Origin of the sequence: Nocardia tenerifensis NBRC 101015, assembly GCF_000308715.1 — a bacterium.
Lineage (GTDB): Bacteria > Actinomycetota > Actinomycetes > Mycobacteriales > Mycobacteriaceae > Nocardia > Nocardia tenerifensis.
The window spans coordinates 45232-70713 of the sequence record NZ_BAGH01000167.1 but is presented as its reverse complement, the minus strand read 5'-3'; the positions used below and the strand labels follow the sequence as shown (position 1 = coordinate 70713).

General features: G+C 66.7%; 26 protein-coding genes. 14 read left to right on the top strand and 12 right to left on the bottom strand.

Going from position 1 to position 25482, the window contains the following annotated elements; genetic code table 11:
• Positions 1 to 119: 119 nt before the first annotated feature.
• Together ON39_RS13530 and ON39_RS13525 are read right to left on the bottom strand one after the other, a co-directional pair.
• Positions 120 to 1460 carry an ABC transporter substrate-binding protein gene (locus tag ON39_RS13530; RefSeq protein ID WP_040734227.1) on the bottom strand — a complete coding sequence of 447 codons (1341 nt, stop codon included), beginning with the start codon at positions 1458 to 1460 and terminating at the stop codon, positions 120 to 122.
• A gap of 4 nt (positions 1461 to 1464) precedes the next feature.
• A complete protein-coding gene (locus tag ON39_RS13525; RefSeq protein ID WP_040734226.1) occupies positions 1465 to 2472 on the bottom strand; it encodes a sugar-binding transcriptional regulator in 1008 nt (335 codons plus the stop codon).
• 114 nt (positions 2473 to 2586) lie between these two features.
• Between ON39_RS13525 and ON39_RS13520 the strand changes: the two genes are divergently transcribed.
• On the top strand, positions 2587 to 4062 hold the full coding sequence (locus ON39_RS13520) for a mannitol dehydrogenase family protein (protein WP_051186576.1): 1476 nt from the start codon (positions 2587 to 2589) through the stop codon (positions 4060 to 4062).
• Here ON39_RS13520 and ON39_RS13515 read toward each other — a convergent pair.
• The 3 genes from ON39_RS13515 to ON39_RS13505 form a co-directional block, all read right to left on the bottom strand.
• On the bottom strand, positions 4059 to 4817 hold the full coding sequence (locus ON39_RS13515) for an acyl-[acyl-carrier-protein] thioesterase (protein WP_040734249.1): 759 nt from the start codon (positions 4815 to 4817) through the stop codon (positions 4059 to 4061). The two genes, ON39_RS13520 and ON39_RS13515, sit on opposite strands and share 4 nt — an antisense overlap.
• Before the next feature lie 111 nt (positions 4818 to 4928).
• Positions 4929 to 5666, bottom strand: a complete 738-nt coding sequence (locus ON39_RS13510; RefSeq protein ID WP_040734224.1) for a class I SAM-dependent DNA methyltransferase — start codon at positions 5664 to 5666, stop codon at positions 4929 to 4931.
• 94 nt (positions 5667 to 5760) lie between these two features.
• Positions 5761 to 6741 (bottom strand): saccharopine dehydrogenase family protein, encoded by a 981-nt coding sequence (locus ON39_RS13505; protein WP_040734223.1) that lies wholly within the window; start codon positions 6739 to 6741, stop codon positions 5761 to 5763.
• A gap of 82 nt (positions 6742 to 6823) precedes the next feature.
• Here ON39_RS13505 and ON39_RS13500 point away from each other — a divergent pair, with 82 nt between their 5' ends.
• Both ON39_RS13500 and ON39_RS13495 read left to right on the top strand, forming a co-directional pair.
• Positions 6824 to 7189 (top strand): TetR/AcrR family transcriptional regulator, encoded by a 366-nt coding sequence (locus ON39_RS13500; RefSeq protein WP_083894420.1) that lies wholly within the window; start codon positions 6824 to 6826, stop codon positions 7187 to 7189.
• Between the two features lie 300 nt (positions 7190 to 7489).
• A complete protein-coding gene (locus ON39_RS13495; RefSeq protein WP_040734221.1) occupies positions 7490 to 8209 on the top strand; it encodes an alpha/beta fold hydrolase in 720 nt (239 codons plus the stop codon).
• 160 nt (positions 8210 to 8369) lie between these two features.
• Here the strand turns inward: ON39_RS13495 and ON39_RS13490 are convergent, their stop codons facing one another.
• Positions 8370 to 9503: a PucR family transcriptional regulator gene (locus tag ON39_RS13490; RefSeq protein WP_040734220.1), complete on the bottom strand. Its 1134-nt coding sequence runs from the start codon at positions 9501 to 9503 to the stop codon at positions 8370 to 8372.
• A gap of 119 nt (positions 9504 to 9622) precedes the next feature.
• Here ON39_RS13490 and ON39_RS13485 point away from each other — a divergent pair, with 119 nt between their 5' ends.
• The 4 genes from ON39_RS13485 (at position 9623) to ON39_RS13470 (ending at position 12135) form a co-directional block, all read left to right on the top strand.
• The gene (locus ON39_RS13485) at positions 9623 to 10543 is read left to right on the top strand and encodes a poly(ethylene terephthalate) hydrolase family protein (RefSeq protein ID WP_444543774.1); all 921 of its coding nucleotides are present in this window, start codon (positions 9623 to 9625) and stop codon (positions 10541 to 10543) included.
• Positions 10544 to 10663: 120 nt separating this feature from the next.
• Positions 10664 to 11251, top strand: a complete 588-nt coding sequence (locus ON39_RS13480; RefSeq protein ID WP_146251233.1) for a hypothetical protein — start codon at positions 10664 to 10666, stop codon at positions 11249 to 11251.
• 77 nt (positions 11252 to 11328) lie between these two features.
• On the top strand, positions 11329 to 11499 hold the full coding sequence (locus ON39_RS13475) for a hypothetical protein (protein ID WP_157195457.1): 171 nt from the start codon (positions 11329 to 11331) through the stop codon (positions 11497 to 11499).
• A 174-nt stretch (positions 11500 to 11673) separates the two neighbouring features.
• Entirely contained in the window at positions 11674 to 12135 is a 462-nt protein-coding gene (locus ON39_RS13470) for a hypothetical protein (RefSeq protein WP_040734215.1), read from the top strand.
• A 278-nt stretch (positions 12136 to 12413) separates the two neighbouring features.
• Here the strand turns inward: ON39_RS13470 and ON39_RS13465 are convergent, their stop codons facing one another.
• Positions 12414 to 12851: a GNAT family N-acetyltransferase gene (locus ON39_RS13465; protein ID WP_040734247.1), complete on the bottom strand. Its 438-nt coding sequence runs from the start codon at positions 12849 to 12851 to the stop codon at positions 12414 to 12416.
• 700 nt (positions 12852 to 13551) lie between these two features.
• On the opposite strand from ON39_RS13465, the gene ON39_RS13460 reads away from it, so the two are divergent.
• Positions 13552 to 14073 (top strand): SMI1/KNR4 family protein, encoded by a 522-nt coding sequence (locus ON39_RS13460; protein ID WP_051186575.1) that lies wholly within the window; start codon positions 13552 to 13554, stop codon positions 14071 to 14073.
• Here the strand turns inward: ON39_RS13460 and ON39_RS13455 are convergent.
• Complete coding sequence (locus ON39_RS13455; protein ID WP_083894423.1) at positions 14062 to 14661, bottom strand: chloramphenicol phosphotransferase CPT family protein; 600 nt, start codon at positions 14659 to 14661, stop codon at positions 14062 to 14064. The genes ON39_RS13460 and ON39_RS13455 overlap by 12 nt on opposite strands.
• 171 nt (positions 14662 to 14832) lie before the next feature.
• Here ON39_RS13455 and ON39_RS13450 point away from each other — a divergent pair, with 171 nt between their 5' ends.
• Entirely contained in the window at positions 14833 to 15516 is a 684-nt protein-coding gene (locus ON39_RS13450; protein WP_040734213.1) for a GAP family protein, read from the top strand.
• Positions 15517 to 15740: 224 nt separating this feature from the next.
• Here the strand turns inward: ON39_RS13450 and ON39_RS13445 are convergent, their stop codons facing one another.
• Together ON39_RS13445 and ON39_RS13440 are read right to left on the bottom strand one after the other, a co-directional pair.
• Entirely contained in the window at positions 15741 to 16232 is a 492-nt protein-coding gene (locus tag ON39_RS13445) for a GNAT family N-acetyltransferase (protein ID WP_211336381.1), read from the bottom strand.
• 84 nt (positions 16233 to 16316) lie between these two features.
• Positions 16317 to 17441: an FAD-dependent oxidoreductase gene (locus ON39_RS13440; RefSeq protein ID WP_040734210.1), complete on the bottom strand. Its 1125-nt coding sequence runs from the start codon at positions 17439 to 17441 to the stop codon at positions 16317 to 16319.
• Between the two features lie 89 nt (positions 17442 to 17530).
• On the opposite strand from ON39_RS13440, the gene ON39_RS13435 reads away from it, so the two are divergent.
• The 3 genes from ON39_RS13435 to ON39_RS13425 all read left to right on the top strand — a co-directional run bounded on the left by ON39_RS13435 (position 17531) and on the right by ON39_RS13425 (position 21779).
• Entirely contained in the window at positions 17531 to 18241 is a 711-nt protein-coding gene (locus ON39_RS13435) for a TetR/AcrR family transcriptional regulator (RefSeq protein ID WP_040734245.1), read from the top strand.
• 151 nt (positions 18242 to 18392) lie between these two features.
• Positions 18393 to 18863 carry a DUF6294 family protein gene (locus ON39_RS13430; RefSeq protein WP_040734209.1) on the top strand — a complete coding sequence of 157 codons (471 nt, stop codon included), beginning with the start codon at positions 18393 to 18395 and terminating at the stop codon, positions 18861 to 18863.
• A gap of 66 nt (positions 18864 to 18929) precedes the next feature.
• A complete protein-coding gene (locus tag ON39_RS13425) occupies positions 18930 to 21779 on the top strand; it encodes a tetratricopeptide repeat protein (protein WP_040734208.1) in 2850 nt (949 codons plus the stop codon).
• A 120-nt stretch (positions 21780 to 21899) separates the two neighbouring features.
• On the opposite strand, the gene ON39_RS13420 is transcribed toward ON39_RS13425, so the two are convergent.
• A complete protein-coding gene (locus ON39_RS13420; RefSeq protein ID WP_040734205.1) occupies positions 21900 to 22739 on the bottom strand; it encodes a LysR family transcriptional regulator in 840 nt (279 codons plus the stop codon).
• Positions 22740 to 22846: 107 nt separating this feature from the next.
• Between ON39_RS13420 and ON39_RS13415 the strand changes: the two genes are divergently transcribed.
• The gene (locus ON39_RS13415) at positions 22847 to 23572 is read left to right on the top strand and encodes an SDR family NAD(P)-dependent oxidoreductase (RefSeq protein WP_040734204.1); all 726 of its coding nucleotides are present in this window, start codon (positions 22847 to 22849) and stop codon (positions 23570 to 23572) included.
• Positions 23573 to 23606: 34 nt separating this feature from the next.
• Here ON39_RS13415 and ON39_RS13410 read toward each other — a convergent pair whose 3' ends face one another.
• Positions 23607 to 23960 carry a thioredoxin family protein gene (locus tag ON39_RS13410; protein ID WP_040734201.1) on the bottom strand — a complete coding sequence of 118 codons (354 nt, stop codon included), beginning with the start codon at positions 23958 to 23960 and terminating at the stop codon, positions 23607 to 23609.
• 298 nt (positions 23961 to 24258) lie between these two features.
• On the opposite strand from ON39_RS13410, the gene ON39_RS13405 reads away from it, so the two are divergent.
• Positions 24259 to 25479 (top strand): metal-dependent hydrolase family protein, encoded by a 1221-nt coding sequence (locus tag ON39_RS13405; protein WP_157195456.1) that lies wholly within the window; start codon positions 24259 to 24261, stop codon positions 25477 to 25479.
• Positions 25480 to 25482 lie beyond the last annotated feature (3 nt).

Here is a 25482-nt window from a genome sequence, read left to right as displayed (position 1 = left end):
CGGGCCGCGGCGGCGCCAGCCCTCCGCGCGGGAGACGTGGTCGCGCCGCGAGACGAGCGGGGGCGTCGCGGCGCGCGGCGCGGCGGAAGCCGCTGGGGCGGTGACTGTTTCGGACATGGCTACTGGCTCTCTCGATACGATCGCCCGACGACCTCGGCGTACTGCTGAGCCTGATCGAGGGCGGCGCGGACGCTGATCCGGCCGGCGATCGCGGCGCTGATCTGCTGACTCACCCGGGTGCCGAGGTCCTGGAACTCCGGGATGGTGAGGAACTGAATGCCGGTGTAGGGCACCGGTCGCACGCCCGGGTGCTCCGGGTCGACGCCCTCCATCGCCGACAGGGTGAGCGGCCCGTACGCCTTCGACGCTTCCCGGTACTCGGGGATCTGATAGGTCGACAGGCGGCTACCGGGCGGCACATGCGACCAGCCGAGCCGCTCGCCGACCATCTTGATGTAAGGCTTCCCGGTCATCCAGGACACGAATTTCCATGCGGCGTCGGGCTTGTCGCTCGTCTTGGGGATGCCGAGCGACCAGGTGTAGAGCCAGCCGGAGTCGCGCTTGTCCCGCACCGGGGCCAGGGCGTAGCCGATCTTGCCGACCACCTTGCTCGACGCGGGGTCCTCCAGCACGGACACGGCCGAGGTCGCGTCGTACCACATCGCGGTGTTGCCCTGGGAGAGCTGCGTGGCGCACTCGCCGAAACCGCTGGTGGCCGCGCCCGGTTCGCCGTGCTCGCGCACCAGGTCGATGTAGAACTCCACGGCCCGAACGACTTCCGGGCTGTTCAGCTCGGCGTGCCAGTTCTCGTCGAACCAGCGGCCGCCGAAGGTGTTGATCACGGTGTTGAGCGGGGCGAGCGCCTCGCCCCAGCCGGGCTTGCCGCGCAGGCAGATTCCGGAGCGGCCGTGGTCGGGGTCGTCGAGTTTCGCGGCGGCGTCGGCGATCTGGTCCCAGGTGGGCTCGGCCGGCATGGTGAGCCCGGCCTGCTCGAACAGGTCCTTGCGGTACATCAGGAACGAGGACTCGCCGTAGAACGGCACCGAGTACATCGCGCCCTGATACGACAGCGACTTTCGCAGCGACGGGATGAAGTCCTGCTCGTCGTAGCCCGCTGTCTCGCGGGCGCGGGCCGACAGGTCGGTCAGCCAGCCGTTCGCCGCCCACTGCGGGGTCTCGTAGTTGCTGATCATCACGACGTCGAACTCGCCGCCGCCGGTGGCGACCGAGGCGGTGATCTTGGCGCGCGCCTCGTTCTCCGACAGCGACACGAATTTCAGTCTGGTCCCAGGGTTTTCGCGTTCGAACTCGCCGGACAGGGCGATCGCGTCCTGCATCTGCGAGTTCGACACCATGGCGATGGTGACCGTGTCGCCGCCACCGCCGAACGATCCGGCGCCCGCGCAGCCCGCGGCTGCCAGGACGGCCGTAACGGCAAGCGCCAGTAGGTGGCTGCGCATGGATCTATGCCTCGACCACGTCATCGGCCATGGCCTCCTTCTGCTCGAGCAGCCACCGCGCGCATTCGAGGTCGGTGACGAGGATCTTGGCCAGCCCGCCGCGCAGCGCGCCGAGGGTGGCCTCGTGTTTGACCTGCCCGCCCGCGATCAGCAGCGTGGCCGGGCACGCGCGCACGGCGTCGAGGGTCACCGAGACCGTCCGGGCGGCAAGAGATCCCGCGACGTCGCGGCCGTCGGCACGGAAGAAGCGGCCGCCGATCTCGCCGACCGCGCCGAGGCCGCGCAGCTCGTCGAGGATCGCGGTGTCGAGGTAGCTGCCCTCGAAGAGGGTGGTCGCGGTGGAGACGGTGCCGACGCCGAACATCATCACATCGGCGTTGCGGCCGAGGGCCAAGGGGTGGCCGAGCAGCGAATCCTGTTCCAGCGCGGTCACCGTCGCCGCGTCGGCGTAGAGCGGGGCGTTCAGGCGGACCGGGGTGGCCTGCAGGACGGTGGCGCAGCGGCCGAGCGTGTAGTCGACGCCGGTCTGGTAGTCGACCGAGGTCATCGAGCCGTCGAGTTGCACGACGGTGGCGCAGCGGGCGGACTTCGTGCGCAGCTCGTGCGCGACGGCGATCGTCTCTGGGCCCCAGGTGAATCCGAGGGTGGACCGCGGCTGCAGCCGACGGGCCAGCACGCCGACCGCGGCGCGCGCCAGCGGCGCCAGGCCGGACGGGGAGCCGTCGGGGACGTCGCGGAGCACGACGGCCTCGGTGAGCCCGAAGGCGCGCTCGAGGTCGGTCTCGAGTTCGGTGTGCACCGAGTCGCGCAGTTCGTCGGGGACGCCGATCTCGATGCGCACCAGGCCCTGCGCGCGGGCCCTGGCGATGAGCCGGCCGGCCGTCGGGCGCGAAACACCGAGTTTGGCGGCGATTTCGGCTTGGGTCGCGCCTTCCAGGTGATAGAGCTGCGCGGCGCGGAGCGCGAGCCGCACGTCATCGGACGTGCCATGGCGGGACGGGACGGTGGCCACTCGGCCTCCTCATCGAGCGCTGAGCATATGCTCAGCATGTGAACTACTGCTCACAGAGGGTAGCATCCAGACTGTGACGTACACAACACTGTTGGGGTGGGTATGACTTGGGACATGGCTGTTGCGCTGCGGGCCGCGAATCTGCGAGAGCTCGGCTCCCGCATCACCGTGCCGAGTTATGACCGCACCGGAATCACCACCGGCATAGTGCATTTCGGCGTCGGCGGATTTCATCGGGCGCACCAGGCCATGTACGTCGACCAGTTGCTCGCGGCGGGCGGGGCGCGGGAGTGGGGCATCTGCGGAGTGGGCGTGCTGCCCGCCGACCGGCGAATGCGCGACGCGCTCACCGCGCAGGACGGTCTGTACACGCTGTCGGTGCTCGCCCCGGACGGCGGCTGGACCACGCGCGTCATCGGCTCGATCATCGAATACCTTTACGCGCCGGACGATCCCGAGGCGGTGCTGGCCAAGCTCGCCGACCCGGCCACCCGCATCGTCTCGCTCACCGTCACCGAGGGTGGCTACCACTTCTCCCCCACCACCGGCGCGTTCGACGCCGACGATCCGGGGCTGCGTGCCGACCTCGCGCCGAATGCGGTGCCCGCCACCATCTTCGGGCTCATCACCGAGGGTCTCGCCCGGCGCAGGGCGCGCGGCATCGCGCCGTTCACGGTGATGTCGTGCGACAACATCGAGGGCAACGGGCACGTCGCGCGCGCGACGTTCAGCGCGTTCGCCCGGCTGCGCGACCCCGACCTCGGCGACTGGGTGGCGCGGGAGGTGCGGTTCCCGAACTCCATGGTGGACCGGATCACGCCCGTCACACCGGATTCCGCGACGCGGGAGGTGGCGCGGCGCCACGGGGTGGACGATCGCTGGCCGGTGGTGACCGAGCCGTTCACGCAGTGGGTGCTGGAGGACTCGTTCACCCTCGGCCGGCCGGACTACGACGCGGTCGGCGTGCAGCTCGTCGACGATGTCGCGCCGTACGAGCTGATGAAGCTGCGGCTGTTGAACGCCAGTCATCAGGCTCTGGCCTATTTCGGGTATCTCATGGGCTATCGGCTCGTGGACGACGCGGCGCGCGATCCGTCCTTGCGCCGATTCCTGTTGCGGTACATGGACATCGAGGCGACGCCGACCCTGCGGCCGGTGCCCGGAGTCGATCTCGAGCAGTACAAGCACACCCTGCTCGAGCGGTTCGCCAATCCGGCGATCGGCGACACGGTGGCGCGGCTGTGCGCGGAGTCGTCGGATCGGATACCGAAGTGGGTGCTGCCGGTGATCCGGCAGCGGCTCGCCGACGACGGCGAGATCGCCTGCGCGGCAGCGATTGTCGCGAGCTGGGCGCGCTACGCGGAGGGCGTCGACGAGCAGGGCGAGCCGATCGAGATCGTGGACCGGCTGCGCGATCAGCTGACGCCGCTGGCCCGCGGGCAGCGCGAGGATCGCACCGCGTTCCTCAGTGCGCGTTCGGTTTTCGGTGATCTGATCGACGAGCCACGATTCGTGCGCGCCTATGTCGCCGCGCTGGACGCGCTGTACGACAAGGGCGCTCGCGCCACCGTCGCGGAGTTGGCGGGTTAGAGGGGCATCACCCGGGTCGCCGCGTGGGTCTCGTCGGCGACGGTGAACCAGATGTCGAGGGCCGTGCCCGTTCGATGGGCCGACAGTTCGACGTCGTCGCCGGACTTGAGCGGCTTCACGTACTCGATGATCGCGCGATGCGGTCCCGACTTCAGGTCGTCATGCTCGGCCAGGACCTCTTCGACGCCGCTCAGATACACCGAGTTGTTGACGTGGTCGAGCATGTCGATATCGGTGATGCGCAGCGGGAAGGGGCGGACTCGCACGCCGGGCGCGTCGAGCGGCGGCGCGGGGTCGGTGAGCGCGGCCTTCCAGCGCAGGCGGTGTTCGCTGGTGCTGGCCAGCATCGGCGCCATGAAGCGGTCGCTCATCCTGGCCGGCAGGCCGGACTCGGTGCCGAAGTGGATCAGGAACGCCTCGGTCTCGACCAGGCCGCCGCGGTCGCCGGCGATCTGCACGCGCATATTGCACCAGCGGGTGGACAGGCCCGAACACCAGCGGCGCAGGGTGACCCGCTCGCCGAACTCGATCGGTTTGAGCACGTCGATCACCGTCCGGCGCACCACCCAGCCGCGGTGGGTGTCGCCGTCCTCCACGGCGTCGAGGTGCTCGAAGCCGATGTCCTGCAGGTAGCGGGCGATGGCGTCGAGTCGAAGGCGCTGATTGCCGTCGGTGTCGGCCAGGCGGACCGGCCACCCCGTCTCGAACGGGGTTCCGGCGGTCGGACGTTCCGGCAGCACGCTGGGAATGACCATGGTCGGATAATGCCAGGTCACCATCCCCGCTCGCGCGTCGGCACGGTCAGCGCGTCGCACATGTCACATAACGTTTCGGTATGCCGGGGCGCTCCGGCGAGGCCGATACCGTCAGGCCTGACCTGGCGGTTTGCGCCATACCGACACGTGGCTCTCACTGTCGCCGGTGAACGGGGTGCCGAGCCAATCCGCGCTTCGCGACTCCGGGACAAGCCCGGCCAACTGGGCCATCAGATCGCATTCCGCGGGCCAGATGTAGCGAAAGTTGCTCGAGCCGTAGGTGACCGTGCCGTCCGGGTGATGCCGGTAGTGGTGCGACGTGCCCGTCTGCGTCGTCAGGTCGTAGGTGTCGACACCGATATGACGGCTGCCGATATGGAACGGCACCCCCGCCTGACCGGGCGGGAATCGCCGGAGGCCGGGGACGCCCAGCTCGATGACGAACCGCCCACCGCGCGCGAGATGCCGCGCGGCGTTGCGGAAGCACTCGACCTGCTCGGCCTGGGTCAGCAGATTGCCGATGCTGTTCCACACGAGGTACACCAGCGAGAACTCGCCCGGCACCCGGCTCGACGTCATGTCGCCGATGACCACCGGCACGTCGGGGCGCTTGTCGTGCAATCGCCGGACCATCGGCTCGGACAGTTCGATTCCGCTCACGTCGACACCCTGTTCGATCAACGGAATCGCCACCCTGCCGGTACCGATAGCGAACTCCAGCACCCGGCCGCCTGCCATATCGGCCAGGAATCGCACGGCGGGATCGAGTACTTCGGGTGCGAACATGAAGGCCGAATCCTCGTCGTAACGTTCGGCCGTCTCGGCGTCCCATAGATCGCTACTCACCACGCTCGCGACTATTCCCTACGAAGGATGTTCGACGCCAACGCTTTTCATCGCGGTTCCGTGGCCGGCGTGCCGCGACAGGCGTTGCGGCCGACGGTCAACTGACCTGTGCATCGCTGAACACGGCGCCGATCTCGTACATTCGCTCGACCGCGTAGGCCGGGTCGATCAGCGACTCGGGAGTGTGGATGCCCGGCGGGACCGGCGCACCACGCAGGGCGAGCAGTCGTTCGACGCCGAGGGCGATGCCGAGCGCGGTCAGCGGGCGTTGTCCTGCCGGATGGATGAGGGAGCGGCTCACGCGCAGGGGCGCGCCGGCTCGATCCACGCCTTCGATATCGATGCGAACCTCGGCTGACAGCGAGTCACCGATCGCGAAATCGAATCGAACATTCGGCGCTCCCGTCGCGAAGGCGATGCTGGGCACGTCCAAGGTGGCGATGGCCTGGCCGGGCCGCGTGGCACCGTCGGCGCCGCGCACCTCGGTCTGTGTGTCGGCTGTCCAGGTGAAGACCCCGTCGCGGCGCACCATCGCGGCCGAGGTCGCGACCGCCAGACGCTCCAGATCCGCCAGCCCGGCGGGCCCGCCGATGTCCGTCGCATCGAGCACCGCGCCGAGCCGGACCGTGTCGACCCGGTCGAACGGCTCGGCCGAGTGGATGGCCGCGAGGACTGCGACACCGGCGAAGACGTGACTGGCCACCAGGATCGGCGCGGTCGCTCGTTGCGCGCCCGCGATTACTTCCGGTGCGATGTCCACCAGACCGCTCGAGATGTTCAGGTACGGCAGCCCGCGCTGCTGTGCGTAGCGCAGCCCGTACCGTCGGCCGTCCCACAGCGCCGCGACCACCGCCGAGTGGCGGTGCGCCTCCGGGAGACCGAGATCGTCGCGCTCGAGATCGATGGTCACCGCCGTCGCGGAGCCCAGTTCGTCGGCGATCCGCTGCGCGCGGGCCAGATCTCGGCCCGCGATCGTCAGCGGCAAGGACGGGTACCACCGCCGCAGCATTGCGGCCGCGCCCGCGCCCGCCTGCCCCGAACCGCCCAGGATCAAGACCGAATCCGATTGTACCGCCATGGTTTTCACTCCCAACGCCAAAACTACATTTTGTAGTCTACACTTTGTAGCTAAACTGGGGCGGCGACGCAAGGAGGATCGCTTGGCCACGACATCGGCTCGCCTGTCCAAGCAGGACAGGTGCGAACAGTTGCTCGACACCGCCTCGGCGATCGTGCGCGCTCGAGGCGCCGACGCACTGACACTGGTCACCCTCGCCGAGGCCGCCGGTGTGAGCAGGCCGATCGTCTACGACCATTTCGACACCCGCCCCGGCCTCCTGCTCGCCCTTTACCGGCGTCGCGACGAACGACACCCGGCCGCGTCGACCGAAACGGTGAGCGCGGCCGAGCCCGCCGTCACGGAGATCGCCCGGGTCCTGAGCACCGGTATGGCAGAGCATCCGCAGACGCGGCGCGATCGGGCTTCCACGGGAAGCGGTTGGCCCGCAGCGGCCGGTCGACGGTGACCGCCACGCCGATCCGTTTGCGGGACGGACATTTTCGGGTAGCGGGATGGCTATAGCGGCCAGGAATCGCGCCGCTGGTCGAGACATCGAGTGCGACGTCTGGCCGACTCCCATCGAACCACTTGGCCGAGTGAGGGATTCGAGGTGGCGGCTGCGTTGGGGCTACGAGCGGCCACCGGCACAACCGATGAGACTTGGTCCCGTCACCCGTGTACGGTGATAGGACTGAGTCCCATCACATGTGGAGGTTCCCATGAGCCGAGCTGTCATTCACGAAACGTCGGGAGGCATCGAAGTCCGATGATCGTGTTTCTTCATGGAGTACCCGAGACAGCCGCGGCCTGGCGCAAGGTGCGGGCCGCGATCGACGCCGAGTCCGTGGCGCTGACCCTGCCGGGGTTCGACGGCACGCGGCCCGACGGGTTCACCTCTTCCAAGGACGAGTACGTCGACTGGGTCGCCGACCAGCTCGACCGGTACGACACCGTCGACCTGGTCGGCCACGACTGGGGCGCCGGGCTGGTGTACCGGCTGGCGATGACCCGCCCCCTGCGCTCCTGGGTCGCCGACAACGGCGCTTTCCTGCATCCCGACGCCGGCTGGCACTCCCTCGCCCAGACCTGGCGGACGCCCGGCGACGGCGAGACGGCCATCGCGAGCCTGGTCGCCATGGAGCCCGATGCCTTCGCCGAATTCGCCGCCCAATGGAGCCTGTCGAAGGAGGACGCGCGCGAAATGGCCGAGGGCTTCACCGAGGCCATGGGCGCCTCGATCCTGTCGCTGTACCGGTCGGTCACGTCGACCGCTTACGCCGAGTGGGGCCCGCTCACCCCGACCGACGCGCCCGGCCTGGTCTTGGACCCGGTGGACGACGAATTCTCCGACGAGACCAAAGCGCGTGAGGTGGCCGCCGCGTTGGGCGCGCGGTTCCAGCGGATCGAAGGGGCAGGCCACTTCTGGCCGTACCAGGCCCCGGAGCGGACCGCCGAAATCCTCGTCGAGTTCTGGTCATCGCTGTGACCCGACTCTTTTGACTCGACATCGCGGCGACACCGTCGGTCCTGCCTTGGAGTCGGCTCCCTCGCGGCTCCGAGGCGCACCGGAGTCGGCCGGGGCCGTCGCGGGCGGCGTTGGCACCATTCTCAGGCGTCCGCAGCCTGTCTGTGGTGTTACGAGCGATTCAATGGGGTTGGGGTGGAGGCGATTTCAGTAGGTCGGTGGCGGTGAGTGCGGCTTGGAGGATGCGGGTGTGGGCGGGGTCGGTGAGGTTCAGGCCGGTCAGTAGGGCGATGCGGTGCAGGCGGTACTCGACGGTGTTGCGGTGGACGAAGAGTTCCAGGGCGGTTTGGCGGCGGTTGTAGCCCGTGTCGACGAATACTCGCAGGGTGTCCATGAGATGGGGGTGACTTGCGAGGGGTTCGAGTTTGGCGGCCAGTCGCTCGAGTCCGGCGCCGGGGCGGGCGAGCTGGTATTCGACCAGCACGTCATCGAACCAGTACAGACCTTCGGTGCGGCCGAGCCGGATGAGCAGCGCCATGACCTCGCGGGCCTCGCCGGCCGCGGCCGGCAGTTCGGCGGTCGCGGCGGTGGCCGCGGCGGCGAGCACGGTGGTGGACAGCGCTTGGCGCAGGTGGGAGATCAGCGCGTCGGGTTCGACGCGGGCCGGTAGTAGAGCCAAGCCCTCGGTGTGGTCGGTGAGCACGTGGGTTCCGGCGTGCGCGTCGAGCGCCGATTGCACCAGCCGATCCGGTCGCGGTGCCGCGAGGCGGTACATCAAGACGGTGTGGCGTGCGGCCACCTCCATCTGCGCGGCCTGGGCGATCGCCAGGTGCGGGTGCCCGTGCAGCAGCGCGGTCAGCAGTTCGTTGCGCAGCCGATGGTCGTGGCTGCGCAGATCCTCTTGAACTTGCAAGTGCGCCACGACAACTCCGGGCATCTCGATCGTCAGGCTCTCGAGTAGGAAGGCGCCCGCGGCGGGCAGTTCGTCGGGCTCGGTCAGTTCGGTGATGGTCTGCCACCACACTGTCGCGCCGACGAGGTAGGCCGCCAGGGCCGCCTCCAGCGGAAGATGATCGCGGGCACGTCGACCGGACAGCTCCACCAGCCAGGTCAGCTCGTCAGGGCGGATGGTGTCCTTGTCGCGCAGCAGTCTCAGCAGCAGACCCAAAGCGGCCGTTACCGATTCGGTCACCGGACCCGCGAGCGTCTCGGCGGGCAGGTCGCGGTAGAACGGCACTTCGACCGCGCATCGGCGGACCACCGTGCGGGCCAATTCGGTTAACCGGGGCGCCAATTGGTCATACAGCCGGTCCATCGCCGGATCGTCACATCACACAAACCAGTCCGTCAATATCTGAGCTGGCGGCCACTGCCGCGCCGGGCCGGGTCGGGCACACACTTTCGGGCAATACTTCATCGAAGAAGGAAGTGTTCATGTCCGTGTCGCCCCCACCTCACGCCCGCTCCGGTCACCGTCACCGCCCCCTTCTGCTTCGCGCCCTACTCGCTCTCGCGTGGGTCCTGATGCTATCGGCTCTGACAATGTTGTCCGGCCCGGCACTCTCCTCGGCCCAACCCTCCAGCACGCCACCGCCTTCCACCACCACGCAGTCCCCGGCGGCCAGCGGAGACTTCGGCTCCCCGGGACCGTATGCCACCGCGGTGGACGTCGGGGCGGTCCATACCCTGTACTACCCGCGCGATATCGCCTCCAGCACACAGCGTCACCCATTAGTCATTTGGGGCAACGGGACTTTCGCCGCCCCCGTCGTCTACCGGAATCTGCTACTGCACTGGGCCAGTTACGGTTTCATCGTCGCGGCCGCCAACACCACCCAATCCGGCTCCGCGATCGCCATGCGCGCGGGCATCGACGCCCTCGCCCGGGCAAACGCCGACTCCGGCAGCAAGTTCTATCAGCATGTGGACCTCGCCCACATCGCCGCGGCCGGGCACTCCCAAGGCGGGGCCGGAGCGATCGTGGCCGGAGCCGACGCACGCGTCGACACCGTGCTCGCTATCCAGCCCGGCCCGTTGGCCGACATCCGCGAGGTTCATGGCCCGACATTCCTCATGGCCGGGCAGGCCGACATCATCGTGTTGCCGCCGCTGGTACAAGCCTTTTACAACGCCGCCACCCACATCCCGGCGATCTACGGCGAACTGCGCGGCGTCGGACATCTCACCGTCGCACTGGATTCCGCGCCCTTCCTCGCGCCGACCACCGCGTGGTTGCGGTTGCAACTGACCGACGATCCCGCCGCCCGTGCGGTGTTCTACGGTCCGTCCTGCGGCATCTGCACCGACACCGCCACCTGGTCGGACGTACGCCGCAACGCCCTTGTGCCCCAGTAGAACTGGCGCCGTCACAGAGTGCCGAGTTGCCCCGGCCCCGTTGCTCTTTCGCGGACGAGCACCGGCCGGGGCAGTCGGCGCCCAGCACTGTGCTCACCACGCCTGCGCGACATAGGCTTGGTGACGGCGGTTTTCGCGTATCGCCATGTTCTACACGAATCGAGTGAGGCGGAGAGATCGAGCAGCGTGGCGATCTGTTTTGAACTGGTGATCAACTTCGGTGACAATATCGACGCAGCGCGGGCAGCGGCGTTGACTCGCACCACTCCCCGACCGACCACATTCGCAGTGGGTGACCACCACATCCCACTTCACACGGCCCTGCTTCGTGCCGACGGGCCGTTCATCGAGTTGTCGCTGGTGCCGGTAGCCGTCGGACACCGTGTCGCACTGGACGGCACCATTCCCCGCTTCGACCTCACCGCAGACGAATTGACCGAACTCGGCCGTCAACTGTACGGATTGCTAGCCGGCTTCGATGGTTACGTCGCTGCCAAGGTCGGCTGGGATCCGGAAGACATGATCGACCCCGTCGAGCTTCGAACCCACTGGCTCGATGAGCTCGAGGCAGGAGACCTGGACGGTGTCGTCCTCTGCGACGCCTTCTATGAGGAACTCGGTCTAGGTGACAACTACGACGTCTTCCGACCGGGATACCGGTGGGTGCCGTATCGCGGTGAATCGCCGAGCAGCTTGATCGCCGACTGACGATCCGGCATCTCGTGTGCCGCCTGGGCGGGCAATTCCGGATAGTATGTGGTGAAACGATTGTGGAGGGGGACAACATGTCGTCGAACAGTCACCAAAAGCAGGACGAAGATCCACGCGCCCGGTGGCGCCACCTGCCCGCTGAACCCGCCCAGTACGTCGAGGAGACTCACATCGACGGGAGTTCATCGAGCTACACGGTGCCCGCCGTCGACCCGACCCAGGACTTCATTCGCCTCTACGGCTAGCGACGTATCCGGCAGCCTTGTCGGAGAACACAACTGGGGACCTATTCGCCCAGTTATATTGCTACGGTTGCGGAACACCCGGGAACCAGGCCGGGAATGCGGCCCGACGCCCGGCGTGCGAGGACGACCCGATAAGTGGTCTGAATACCGTTCCAGCACAGCAGGAGTCGTATCATGGCCGAGCATCTTCGGACCGCCGGACGGCGGGCCACCATCGCCAAGGATCGGATCCTGAAACTTGCTGTCGCCACGGCGGCAGCGCTCGCCGGCACGGCTGTGCTGGCCGGCCCGGCCACGGCAGATCCGACCCTCGAACTCACGGTCAACAGCAAACAGCACCTCAACGCCGACGGAAGTGCCCAGGTCGCCGGCACCTACACCTGCACCGGCGTCGGTCGAGTCAACAGCGCCAGATTCGCCTTCTTGAGCCAAGATAACGTCCAGGGCGACTCGCCGGGAGCCAGTGGATTGGTGACCTGTGACGGCACCCCGCACCCCTACACCATCGACATCGCGGCCCCAGTAACCTTCCCCTACCAGTTCGGCCCCGCCATAGTAAACACCACCTGGGATCTGTACAGCGCCGACGGAAGCACCGAAGTCAGCCTCACCGACGTCCCCGTCACCCTGCAGTAGCGAGGTTCCAGCCCGCCCGCACCACCGCACCCTTTCACTTCCGAACAACCGTCCCCTATACCGGAGTCCTCGACCGCGCCGCAGGCCCCGGCACTCAGGGGCGGCGATCTCGGTTCTGCGGGACCGGCTGCAACGCAGCGCAGTTAGGGCTTATCCACACCCGGTAGTATTCGCGCGACATCAGCTCTGGCTCACTGCGCCACCGTAATCATTTGGAGCAATGGGACTTTCGCCATCCCGGCTCAATACCGTGACCTTCTGCGGATGTCCGAGTCGAGTCAGCCGATTGGCGTGAAGCGATACACACGAGATTCGCGCACCTGGAATCCGAGGCGCTCGTAGAGTCGATTGGCCTCGGTCCTCGATGCTCGCGAGGTCAAATCCAGCGTTCGCGCGCCAGCAGCCGCAGCCCGGCTCTTGGCTTCCTCGATCAACGCCGCGCCGATGCCCTGGCCGCGCGCCGAGTCATCGACCACCACATCTTCAACCCGCGCTCGAAGACCCGACGGGATCGAAAACATCACCAAGCTCAACGTGCCGACGATCTTTCCATCGCTTCGCGCAACCAGGACAACGGTTGACTCCGCAGAGATCAACTGGCCCAACGCTTCTCGGTCCAACTGCTCGGCCGTTTGCGACAGCTGCGGCAGCAGTCGGTCAAAAGCCTCCACGATCTCGTCATCGACCTCAGTCAATGTTTCCACGATGACAGTCACCTCGGCACTGTACTGTTTGCCCGCGCTGCCGCCGGCCCGCAACGGCATAGTGCCCATTCCGGCCCAGTGCCGCAAAGCAGACCGACTAGTATGCGCCGGGTGCACCTAGCGATGAACCCTGATGAGCGCCAGACCAGTCGATTCGAGTGTGCGTGCTGCGGTGAACCAGTCGAACGGACATGGAATTTCGTTCACGCCGACGGCAGCGCATACGCGGTGTACTTCGCCAACTGCTACCACCACACAGGTCAGGCACACGAGACATGGATCGACGTAATCCTGGGCACCTGGGATAACGAGACCAACGACGATCACGTGACATTCGGATGTCGGGTGGGCCCGGTGCAAGGCAGCCCCCATCCTGCGGCGACGCTGGTTCAAGCGTGCCAAGACGGAACAGGCAGCCGAATCCACGGCGTACTACTCTCGCGTGATGACGGTCTAGCTCACCCACTCCTGCCGGCCTTCTGGGACGTAGTCGACCTCATTCTCGCCAACGACCCCACTGTCAATCACCATCTCTACAAGGCAGACACAGTCGGTTAACACCCTCTTCGCTAGGAGCCGGTATCTACGAGATCGACTGCTACCGCGTCCAACCTCGACGCACTCAACTCGGTGTTTCCGAACGGTCGGAACGCGCGCCCCGGCGGAATAGACAGTGCGTTCGCCGAGAGCACTGACTCGGAAAGGTTCACGCGTGATCAAGCTATCCGGCCTGTTCTGCCCCGACACGCCGCCCTTCGAGGCGCCTGCCGACAACGACCTGATCAAAATGATCGAGGGCGAACTCGGTCTACGGCTTCCAGACGCTTATGTCGCCTTGGCTCGGATCCACAACGGTGGCTACCTGACACGGTCGGTTCATCCTGCCGATACACCGACAACCTGGTCCGCTGACCACGTTGCGGTCACATCACTAGCTGCCATCGGCCGCACCGCCGCCTTCAGCTTGGGCGGTGAGATGGGCAGCCGCTTCTGGGTCGAGGAGTGGGGATATCCCGATATCGGGGTCTACTTCGCAGATTGCCCCTCAGCCGGTCACGACATGATCGCACTCGACTACCGCGGCGACGATGAACCGAGCGTGGTTCATGTAGATCAGGATCTCGGATATCGAATCACCACTCTCGCACCTAGTTTCGCAGCCTTCGTCAACGGCCTCGTCCGCGAAGAACCCTATATTTCTCGAGCCCCGAACGATGACGAGTCAGCGTCTTGATGCGGCGCGGAGTCGATCGAATGATCGAAGAGATGGACGTCGGGCGAGAAACTTGTTGATCTGAGCGGAGCAGATCTCGATGGAGTCGGTGCTGGTGTCGACTTCGAAATCATAGGTCGCGTGGGCGTGGACGGATTCGATCTGTTTTGCTGCTGTGCCGGCGGGGCGGTCGCCGCGTTGCCGTTCGCGGCGGCGTAGTTCGTCGGCCGAGCAGTGGACGCCGATGAGGACGACGTCGATGCCTGCGAGAACGGTCAGGCAGTCGCTCAGTCGCCAAGGTTCGCTCAGGACGTGGTCCATGATGATGTCGTTACCCGCGTGGGCCATTCCGGCGACGGCTCGGTGAAAGCCGGCTCGGGTTCGTTTGAGAACAGCGGCGAGCTCGGTCGCGTCGAGTTCGTGGGTCCGCTTCTCCGAACGCATCGCACCGATCATGTCGACGCCCATATGGAAAAAGGGGCGTTCGAGATCGAGCAGTAGTTGACGCGCCAGGCTCGACTTGCCCGAACTCGACACGCCATTGAGCAGTATGACCTGACCAGGCGTGGTCATATCGAAACCTTCGGCGGCGTCACGAGGCTGAGGCATGTCCTCCATGGTGGCGGGGCAACCGCTGACCGGCAGCAGTGGCCGGGATCTCGGGCCCGCGGGAGTGACCGGTCCGCCAGGCAGCGGGTGCGGTCGGTTCGTGAATGACGGCTGGTCGCAGAGCTTCTCAATGTGGCTTCGAGTGATGCCTACCGTAGGGTCGGTGTTGTCATGCTGATCTTCTTACTGGCACTTGCCGGGTTCGCATTCCTCGATTCCCTGCATGTTTTGAACGTGGGGATCACTGCTGCGGTGGTCGTCGACAGCCGGCTGAGCCGTCGCTCGCCGGTTCCAGCCGCATCGAGCTTCATCGCGGGAATCTTCTTCGCCACCACCGCTTTTGGAATCAGCACGGTCCTCGGGCTGAGCTTCCTGACGGATATGGCCGACTTCGAGGTCACGCCGACCGTGCGATATTGGGTAGAACTCGTCGTCGGCGTCATTCTCCTGGTTCTCGGAAGCATTCGGCTGCCCACGGGATCGATGAACGCGATGCCGGCCTGGGTGATCGAGGCACGCCGGAAACCATTGCTGCTCGGGCTGGTAGGGGCGGGCACCGGCCTCGTTCAGGCTCCGACTGCGGTCCCGTATCTGGCGGCGCTGGCGATGCTCTCGGTGCGAGAGCCACGACCCATGCTGTGGCCGTTGATCGTGGGCGCTTACTGTCTGCTCGCGCTCCTGCCGCCAATTCTTGTGCTGTTCGCATCAACCCGTCGCTCCACCCGAGCACAGCGCTCCTATCGCACCGTAGTCCGAGCGCTGAACCGTTTCGGTCCGACATCGGTGCGCATCCTCTTCCTACTTTTCGGAGCCGCGCTCCTGTGGGACGCACTCAGGAACCACTCGTTGCTGTAGCAACCAACTCGAGCAACCGGTGTGCGCGGTGCTGATGCGCTAGGGCCAACTGTTGTCGCCCTTTAACTCCGGCGCGACTACTCCCATCCGTGCGCCGCCCTTAACGGACGTGGTTCAGTGCTGGCTCGGCTCTGCACCGTAGATGAGGATCTCAGCCTCGGCGATCGCGGTGATCCACTCGAGCCTGTCCGAGAGTCGAAAGCGCCGGGCTTGCGGTGCGTCGACTAGTTCGCGGGGAGCTCGTAGATGATCTCGAGACCGTCCTCATCGTCCCATTGCTCTCCGACCTCCACGAAGCCGTAGTGCGACGCCAACCGATACGATGCCGAGTTGTCGGGGCTGATGGTGACTCGAACCGTTTTTACCTGGGGTTCGCTGGCGGCGCGGCGTAACAGGTACTCCAAAGCCGCGCGGGCGTAGCCGCGGCGCCGGTACGCCGGGTCGACCTCGTACCCGATCTCCACCATTCCGGATGAGTCCGGCAGACCGTGAAAGCCCGCTCTGCCCACGGCGATTCGCTCTTGCTCGTCCCAGATAACGCCGGTCACCCACCCCGCGCAGGCCGGATCTTGTTCGACTTGCGCGCTCCGCATCGACCAGACCGGTCGCCAGTCAGGATCCGCGAATTGAGCCGGGAGAGGGACCGGCGCCACCGTGTTCGCCGCCACAAGGTCCCCTTCGGCGAGCGCCTGGAAGATTTCGTGGTTCAGGTGCACTATGCGCACATTCGGAAGAGGAGAACGCCCATCCGCGGGGGTCTGACCGTGAGACATACGGCAAATCTTCCATACACCCTGGGCTCAGGACAGTTTCGCTTCCGGGGCGAAGACGGGCAGCTTCTCGAGACTGCTGCGCACTGCCTCGGCCCCGTAGTCGAGCATCTGCCGCTCGTAGTCGTCGACTGCGCCGAGAAGGTTTCGGCGGCCTTCGTCGACCTCGATCAGGCAGCGGCGCAGGAGGTCGGCGTCGCGCAGGGCGGTGTTCGCGCCGTTGCCGCCGGTCGGGGAGGTGGCGTGGATGGCGTCACCGAGCAGGGTGACCGGGCCGGGAGCCCAGCGCGGGCCGGGCTGGACGACGCGAATGGACAGGAGCGTGCTGTTGTCCGGGTCGGCCTGTTCGATCAGGGCGCGCAGCTGCGGGTGCCAGCCGCGCATTGTGGACAGGACGGACTCCTGTGCGGTCAGGTCGGCTGTCGCACCATCGGGCGGCAGGATCATGGCCCAGCGCACGTAGTCGCCGATGTCGGGCAGTGTGACCTCGGGGGCCAGTTCTTCGGCGGCCTGCTTGGGCGGGGTACGGAAGCGCATCGCGCCGAGCAGGAGGCTGACATCATCACCGGCGATTTTCGAGCCGTAAGCCTTTGACAGGACAGCGAATTCGTCGGTCAGCGGGGTGCGGCCGATGACGAACCGGACGCCGGTGTCGGTCGGGGTGGTCTGCGGCGACAGCACGCCGCGGACCGCGGAGTTGACGCCGTCCGCGCCGACGAGCAGGTCGGCGGTGGCCGGGTCGCGGCGGGCGAACCGGGCGCGGACTTCGCCGTCGGCCAGGACGTCGTAGCCGGTGAGGGCGGCGTCGGTGTGCACGGTGAGCCCGGTGAGCAGCAGGTGTCGGAGCACTTGGCGGTCGACGACGATGCCGGTCCGGCTCGCGCCGAGTCTGCCGATCTCGTTCAGCTGCGGGTCGAGGATCAGCTGTTCGGCGGAGGCGTCCATGACGATCTCGTTCAGCAGCGGGTGCCAGCGCGTCGGCAGGCAGGCGCGCAGCGCTGCAAAACCGTTGGGATTCAACACAAGTCGATAACCCTGGAATCGCGCGACGATCCCGGGGTCGCGTTCGAACACCGCGGCCTCGATCCCGGTTCCACGCAGACCCTGCGCGAGGGCCAGACCTCCCAGGCCGGCTCCGACTACGGCAACTCGCATCGCGCACCTCCATAAATAGAACTAAGTTCGTTATTACGATCTAAGTTCTACATAACGAACATTGATCGTGTCAAGGTAGAGTGCTGAGCATGTCCGCCGCTCCTCGCCAACGCCGCGCCGCCCGTCACGCCCAGCCCGCCGCGGGAGCCGACGCGCCCGCACCACGCAAGCGGCCGATCACCGTCGAACGGATCACCGACGCCGCACTGGAAGTCGTCGCCACCGAGGGCTACGACGCGCTGACCGTCCGGCGGGTCGCCGCCGTGCTCGACACCGGTCCGTCGTCGCTGTACGCACACATCGTCAACAAGGACGACCTCGACGATCTGCTGATCGGCAAGCTCTACGCCGAGGTCACGCTCCCCGAACCGGACCCGGCCGCGTGGCGCGAGCAGCTACTCGGCGTGTACACGCAGATCCGCGATCAGTACCTGAGATACCCCGGCGTCTCCCGCGCCGCGCTGTCCATGGTGCCGACCAATCTCGAGACGCTGCGCGTCGGCGAGGGCATCCTGGCGATCCTGCTCGCGGGCGGCATCGAGCCGAGGAGGGCAGGCTGGGCCCGCGACGCGCTGTCCCTCTACGTCAGCGCCTACGCGCTGGAACAGTCGCTGGTGCAGCAACGACGTCGGCGCCAGGATCAGGAATGGGTACTCACCCAGGAGGAGTTGACGGACCGTTTCACCGCCCTGCCCGAAGAGAAGTTCCCGCTGACGAAACGCCATGCGACAGAGCTGATCTCGGGTACCGGCCCCGACCGGTTCGAGTTCACCCTCGGCCTGCTCCTGAACAATCTGTGACCCCGCCTGCGGCAAGACCCGAAACCACCCGATACGTATAGACCTCGGCACGTGAATGGCACGTTTCGAGTAGTGCGATACGCAAGAAGACAAGCCTCCGTCCGTCCGATACTGAATTCTGTTTCGCATCGAACAATTTCAGGAGGCCGAAATGGCTGTTTCCCTGCCGCGCACCCTGGCCGGATTGGCGACCGCCGCGATCCTCGCCGCGACAGCCACCGTCGGTGCGGCCGCCGACGCGCGCGCCGACACTCCCAGTAAGCGATTCACCTGGGACCACGACATCCACGCCGGCGACTGCACCATGTTCCGCGGTGCGTCCTGGCTCGTGGTCGCCGACGGCACGGCCATTTTCGATGGCAGGGTCACCAGCGGCAGCAACAACGATGCCTGGCTGATGCACGCCCAACTGTTCGGCGCCAACGGCAAATATCTAGGCAACATCATCGCCCAGCAACCGGGAGTCGACGATATCGGCAGATTCGTCAAGAACCTCCCCGACAAGCGGCGTCAGGAACCGTGGCATATCGAGGCCACTTACAACGTCGGACGACGCGGACCGAACGGAATCTCCGTTGTCTTCACAGAATTGGAACGAATCAACCTGCAATCCCACTGCTGATGCAGACCGCCGCGCGCGACCCGGAAATGGTTGCGCGCGGCGGTGTCGTCCCCGATAGTGGCACCTATGGCCGACCGGTTGGCGCTGGTCATCGGTTCCGAGTGCGCGAGCTTCCCGCCCCTCGGCTTCACCGGCGAACTCGCCGTCACATTGCACGAAGTGCTGACGATGCAGGGCGGTTGGGGGCCGGTCGCCGGCGGTATCGTCCTCGATCCCACGGTGGACGAGCTGAAACGCCGGATCAAGGCCGCCTTCGCGCAGGCGAACGCGCGCTCGGCGTCGCTGCTGCTCGCCTTCGTCGGGCACGGATACACCAAGAACAACAATCAGGACTATTACCTGCTCGCCGAGGATTCCACGCTGCCATTGGATTCCGACAGCGGCTTGCATCTGGTCAACGTGGTGGCCGAACAGCTCGGCAATACCGAGTCCCTGGATGGACTGATCGTGCTGATCGACGCCTGCGAGGCCGGCCCCGGTGTGGTCGGCGCGGGCAGCCGTTGGGTCAGCCTGCTCGAATCCGCTTCCGGGCGAATGGAACTGCTGGTCGCTTCCGGTGCGGGCAACGCTTATGACGGCTGCTTCACCCGGGCACTGCTGCGCGTCTTCGACACCGGCCTGCCCGCCAAGGGCGCCAATCTGCTGCCCGCCGACCTCCCGGAACAACTCAACGCGGCCTGCCAGTGGCAGACCGCGCGTCACCTGGCCTTCAACGGCGCGCTGGTGCCGCGCGGCGATTCCGGGCTGTGGCTGGTGCCGAACCAGGCATTGCGCCACGAGGCGGTGACGGGTCGGCCCGCGGCAGGCCTGGTCGATCACCTGATGCGCACCGTGACGCCGACCGCCGACCTCGCGGACGTGCTCGCCGACATGGTGGACGCCGGTGCCGACCGGTTGCAGCTGCTGGTCGGCCCGGCGGGCGCGGGCAAATCGACCTTGCTGGCATTGCTCATCCGGCCCGGCCGGATCGGTGAGCTGGCGACGTTGCGGACGCTTACCGACGAATTCATCACCGCCGCAGCCTTTCTCGACGTGACCAGCACCGTGGAATCCATACTCGACGAGCTGCGTGCGCAATTGACCACCCGGTTCGGCGCCGAGTTCGAAGAGGCGCAGCGCACCGTCCTCGCCGAGCTGACCGATCGAGATCGCTACGGCGCGTTCGAGATCGAGATCGTCCGGCCGCTGGCGCTGATGCGCAGGCCGGGGCGGCGCATCCGCATCGTGTTCGACGGTATCGACCAGCCCGACGACGGCTGCCGGGCCGGCGTGGTGGCCGCGGCCGCCACCCTGTCCACCGATGAGCGCCTGCCGCACCTGCGGGTGATAGTCGGTGCGCGTGCGGGAACCGAGGCCGCGCATCATCCCGAGCTGGCGCACGGACGGCGCTTCCTGCTCGACCTGCCGCCGGGTCGAGAACTGTTGCGCGCGATGACCGATGCGGCGACCGGCATACGGGAAAGATTCGCCGATTACTGCATCCTCGCCGAGGATATGGGCGGCTGGCTGGTCCCTCGATTGCTCGCCGAAATCGACTGGCCGCGAGACGGTCACCCTCCGTTGGATTTGAATGCTCTGGTAGCCGAACGCTTCCGGACGACGGTACGCCGGAAAACCGAAGCCGAGCCCGCCCGAGCGCTCGCGGCACTGCTCGCCGCGGTAGGCGTCGGGCCTACGGCGCCACTGCGTCTGGTGTGCGAGGCGCTGCGGCGGCAGGGCCACTCGAGCGCTGTGCCGCAACTGCGCGGCCTGGTCGTCGATCTCGGCATCCTGGTGGCCCGTGGCCTGCCCGGCCACGAACACGAGCGAATCGGCTTGGCCCACGCGACATTCGGTTCGGCACTGGCGCGGGAGGCCGCGGCGGATCCGGCGGCGGCGCTCACCGGCGCGCACGCCGCGCTCAGCGATGCGTTCGAAAAGGTGACGGGCGCCGATATCGATGCGTACGCGCATACCGCCGCGCCGCGCCACCTCCTGGCCTGCGGGCGTTCGGCGAAGGCCATCGAGTTCCTCGACGGCACCGATCTGACCAGACGCGCCATCGACAACCGGACCTCATGGGAGGGGTGGATCGTCGCCTTCGAGGAGGCACTCCCGCCCGAACATCCGGATCGGCTCGCGGCACGAGCGCGCTTGGCGCGTTGGACCGGTGACGCGGGCGCACCGCTCGAGGCGCTGTCGATGTTCGAGAAACTGGTCGAGGACTGCACGGCGTACTTCGGCGCCGACCACCCGCAAACCCTTTTGCCCCGAGTACAACTCGCGAATTGGCAGGGACAGACCGGCGATCCCGAACGCGCGGTCGCCGCGCTCACGGAGCTGCGACGGCGCTACGAAGAACTCGGCGACGAACGCGAATTGCTCCGGGTCCGTGCGGATCTCGGCTTCTACGTCGGCCAGACCGGCGATATCGCCGGCGCCCGTGACCACTACGCCGCCTTCCTTCCCGAACTGGAACGCCTACTCGGCCAGGAGGATCCGGACGTACTGCGCAGCCGCGAGCAATACGCTCGCTGGATCGGCCTGACCGGTGACCCCGAGGGCGCACGCCGATCACTCGCCGAACTGGTCCCCCTGTTCCTGCGCACGGTAGGCCCCGATCACAACGACACCCTGTGGGCCATGAGCGCCCTGGCCTACTGGACCGGCGAAACCGGCGACCACGAGCATTCCGTCGCCCTCTACCGCGAGGCCATCGCCCGCCGCGAAGCCATCTCCGGCACCGAGCACATCGGCACCTTGGTCGCCAAGGCCGAACTGGCGCGCCTCTACGCCGACCGAGCCGACTTCGCCGCCGCCGCCGAAACCGCGGCGTCACTGCCGAAGACCTGGGCCCGCGTCTACGGCCCGGACGACGCGGACGCCCGCAAGATAGCCGCCGAGGTCGCCGAATGGCGCGACCGCGCACTCGAATGATCACCGCACCGCGGCCGGGAACGATGCATCGTCACGGAGAGTCACGCGGCCCTGACCCGTATCGTCCTGGAGTCGTAGACGCCTCGCGATGAGAGTGCCCAAGCGCGCGAAAGGCGGTGGTTAGAGGCGTGTCGCGGTGCGGACGAGGTCGGCGACGGCCTTGGATCTGCTGTGTGGTGGCCAGGCGATGACGGTGGTGACGGGCGGTGCGTCCGGCATCGGCAGGACGGCGTAGTCGTCGCGGAGCTGGTCTCGGATTGATTCGGGCACGACCGCGCAGGTCAATCCGAGTGCGATCAGTTGGAAGAGTTGGGTATGGTCGCGCACCTGTGGGCCGGGGCCGTCCGGATAGCTGCCATCCCGTCCGGGCCAGCGCGGAAGGGGCAGGTCCGTCTGGGTGTTGAGCTCAGCCAACGACAGCTGCGCCCGGTTGGCGAGGGGATGACCCGAAGGCAAGACCACCACCTGCTCTTCGGTGTGCAGATCCTCGGTGTCGAATCCGGCTGTGGAGTCGTAAGGCCGGTGCAGCAGAGCAACATCGGCGCGTCCGGTGCGCAGCAGACTTTCCTGCTCGCCGGGCCCGCACAGCACCACCTCGACGGCCACGGCGCCCGGTTCGGCCGCGTAGGCATCCAGCAGCTTCGACAATAGCTCCCTGGACGCTCCGGCCTTGGTGGCCAGCACCACGCCGGGCTTCCCTGCCGCGGCCCGGCGGGTTCGCCGCTCGGCGGCTTCGACCGCGTCGAGCGCGGCCCGGGCCTCTCGCAGCAGCACCGCGCCTGCCTCGGTCAAGGCGATGGCGCGAGCGGTGCGGTGCAGCAGGACGACGCCGAGTCGGCGTTCGAGCTGCTGAATGGCTCGCGACAGGGGTGGTTGCGCGATCGCGAGCCGTTGTGCCGCCCGCCCGAAGTGCAACTCCTCGGCGACGGCGACGAAATATCGCATCTCTCGCGTCTCCACCGGATTGATGTTATCCGGGCGATGACCACGACCGATACCCGTGCGATATCGCCGCCGACCGGATCGGTCTTGGACGCCACACCCGGAGCCGCAGCAGGATCGGCGGTATGAGTGCACAGACAATCGCGCTGGTGACCGGCGCGAACAAAGGAATCGGCTACGAGATCGCGGCGGGCCTGGGCGCCCTCGGCTGGCGCGTCGGTGTGGGAGCGCGAGATCGGCAACGCCGCGACACCGCGGTGGAGAAGCTGCGCGCGGCCGGGATCGATGCGTTCGGCGTACCGCTAGACGTGACCGACGACGCCAGTGTGTCCGCGGCGGCCGCGTTGATCGCCGACCAGGCCGGCGGGCTCGACGTCTTGGTCAACAACGCCGCGATCACGGGCGGAATGCCACAGACACCCACCACGGTCGACCCCGCGACCGTGCGAGCCGCCGTGGAGACCAACGTGATCGGCGTCCTCCGCGTCACCAACGCGATGCTGCCCATGCTGCGCGCCTCGGCCGCACCACGAATCGTGAACATGTCCAGCAGCGTCGGCTCACTCACCCTGCAGACGACCCCCGGCAGCGAGACCGGCCCGATCTCCGCCGCCTACTCGGCGTCGAAGACCTTCCTCAACGCCGTCACCGTCCAATACGCAAAAGAACTGAGCGACACCAACATTCTGATCAACTCCGGCTGCCCCGGTTTCACCGCCACCGATCTCAACGGCTTCCGCGGCGTCCGCACACCACAGCAGGGCGCGGCCATCGCGATCCACCTGGCGACCCTGCCCGACGACGGACCGACCGGCGGGTTCTTCGACGACGCCGGAACCGTGCCCTGGTAGTCCGGCCGGCCGCCAAGAGACGCGCTCGACGTGCTTACAAGAATCTCGCCAGCGCGGGCGCCAACTCGGCGGCCGACAGCACGCCGCGGATCGTGTCGGCGTGTGCCCCGGCTTCGAATACCAGGATCATCGGTACCTCGTCGATGCCGAATTTCAGTGCGTTGACTCGGTGTTCGCCGGCGTCGATCGCCGCGAATGCGGCATGGCCGTCGTTCGCGGCGGCGAGCTGGGCGAACGATGCTTTGGCATACATGGCGGCGGCGCTGAACGGGGCGTAGAACAGGACGATCAGCGGTTTTCCCGGCAATGGTGATTCGCCGCTGGTCGACGGAACCGTACGGGCCACGGCTCTATCGAAGGTCGGATCGATCAATTCTTCGATCGCCACGGGTCCTCCTCGAGCGCGATCGGAGCCGCCCGACTCCCCCGCGCCGAGCGGCTTGGGTGATCAATCATCCTCTCCGGCAACGGGGCTCGCACTTCCTTCGACCATGTGAATCCCTCTGCCGGTTCCCACGGCTCCGGTGCCCGAACCGGCGGAACCGGAGTCAGTACGCGGCAGGGGCAGGTATCATGAGGTATATCTCTTTCCGGTCGCCAGACTTTCTGTGCTGGCCGATATACGGCGACCGTAGCGCCAGGCGAACATCGCAGCCCATTTGTACCCTCCGCTGTGAAGGATGCTCATGACTTCGACTACGCGGATCGTGCTCGTCGCTGAACACTGTTGGGACGGAATGGCTTCCGAGCCGACCGGCCCGACCGCGATCATCGTCGAACGAGGAAAAATCGTCGCGATCGGGCCAGCAGAGGTGTCGATACCGGCCGAAGAAGTCATCGATCTAGGCGCGCTTACTTTGCTGCCGGGGCTGATCGATTGCCACGTGCATTTACTCGATGAGGCGTTCGATACCCGGCCGGCCGCCGCCCAGGTGCTCACCGCCCTGCCGCCGATGCGTACGTTGCTGAATGCCGGCTTCACCACCGTGCGCGATCTGGGTGGCGCCCGCGGTGCGCTGAATGTGGCCTTGCGGCAAGCACAGGAACAAAGAACGATCGAAGGGCCGCGGTTGATAGTCGCGCCTAACATCCTGTCGGCACCGGGTGGGCACGGCGACAAGAAGCCCGAGTTGACCCAGCGGCTCGGAGTCGATGTGGGCGTGGTCGCCAACAGCGCCGACCAACTCAGAGGTCAGGTACGCGAGCAAGCACGCGTCGGTGCGGACTGGATAAAGTTCGCCGCCAGCGGCGGATTCACCTCGCCCGCGGACGACCCCGATCAGGTCGCCTTCTCCGTCGAGGAGATGGCGAGTATCGTCGACACCGCTCGGGACTTCGGATTACCCTGTGCGGCACACGCTTTCAACAGTGAGTCGGTGATCCGCGCGTTGCAGGCCGGGGTACGGAGTATCGAACACGCCAATCTCGCCTCCGCCGAGGTGTTCTCACGCATCGCCGACCACGACGCTTACCTCGTGCCCACCCTGCACAGCCCCCGCTATTTCATAGACAATCTCGACGACGACGAATTCTGGTCCGACTCGTCGCAGGAAACCCGCGCATCGGTACGCGACCACGCCGACCAGATTCTCGAATCCAGTACGTATATCGCCGGTAGCGGCGTGCGCATAGCATTCGGCACGGACGCGGGCATGTTTCCCCACTCCGACAACTGGCGCGAGTTCGAAGCCATGGTCGACGTCGGGATTCCCCCGTTGAAAGCGTTGTGTTCGGCGACGAGTACCGCCGCCGAACTCCTGTCCCGTCCGGACCTCGGTCATCTCGCGGCAGGAGCGACTGCCGATATTGTCGCCGTCCGAGGTGACCCCTTCACCGATATCAGCGCTCTCAGCAGGGTGGAGTTCGTGATGCAAGAAGGCCGCGTCCACCGTGCGCTATCGTCTTGAGAC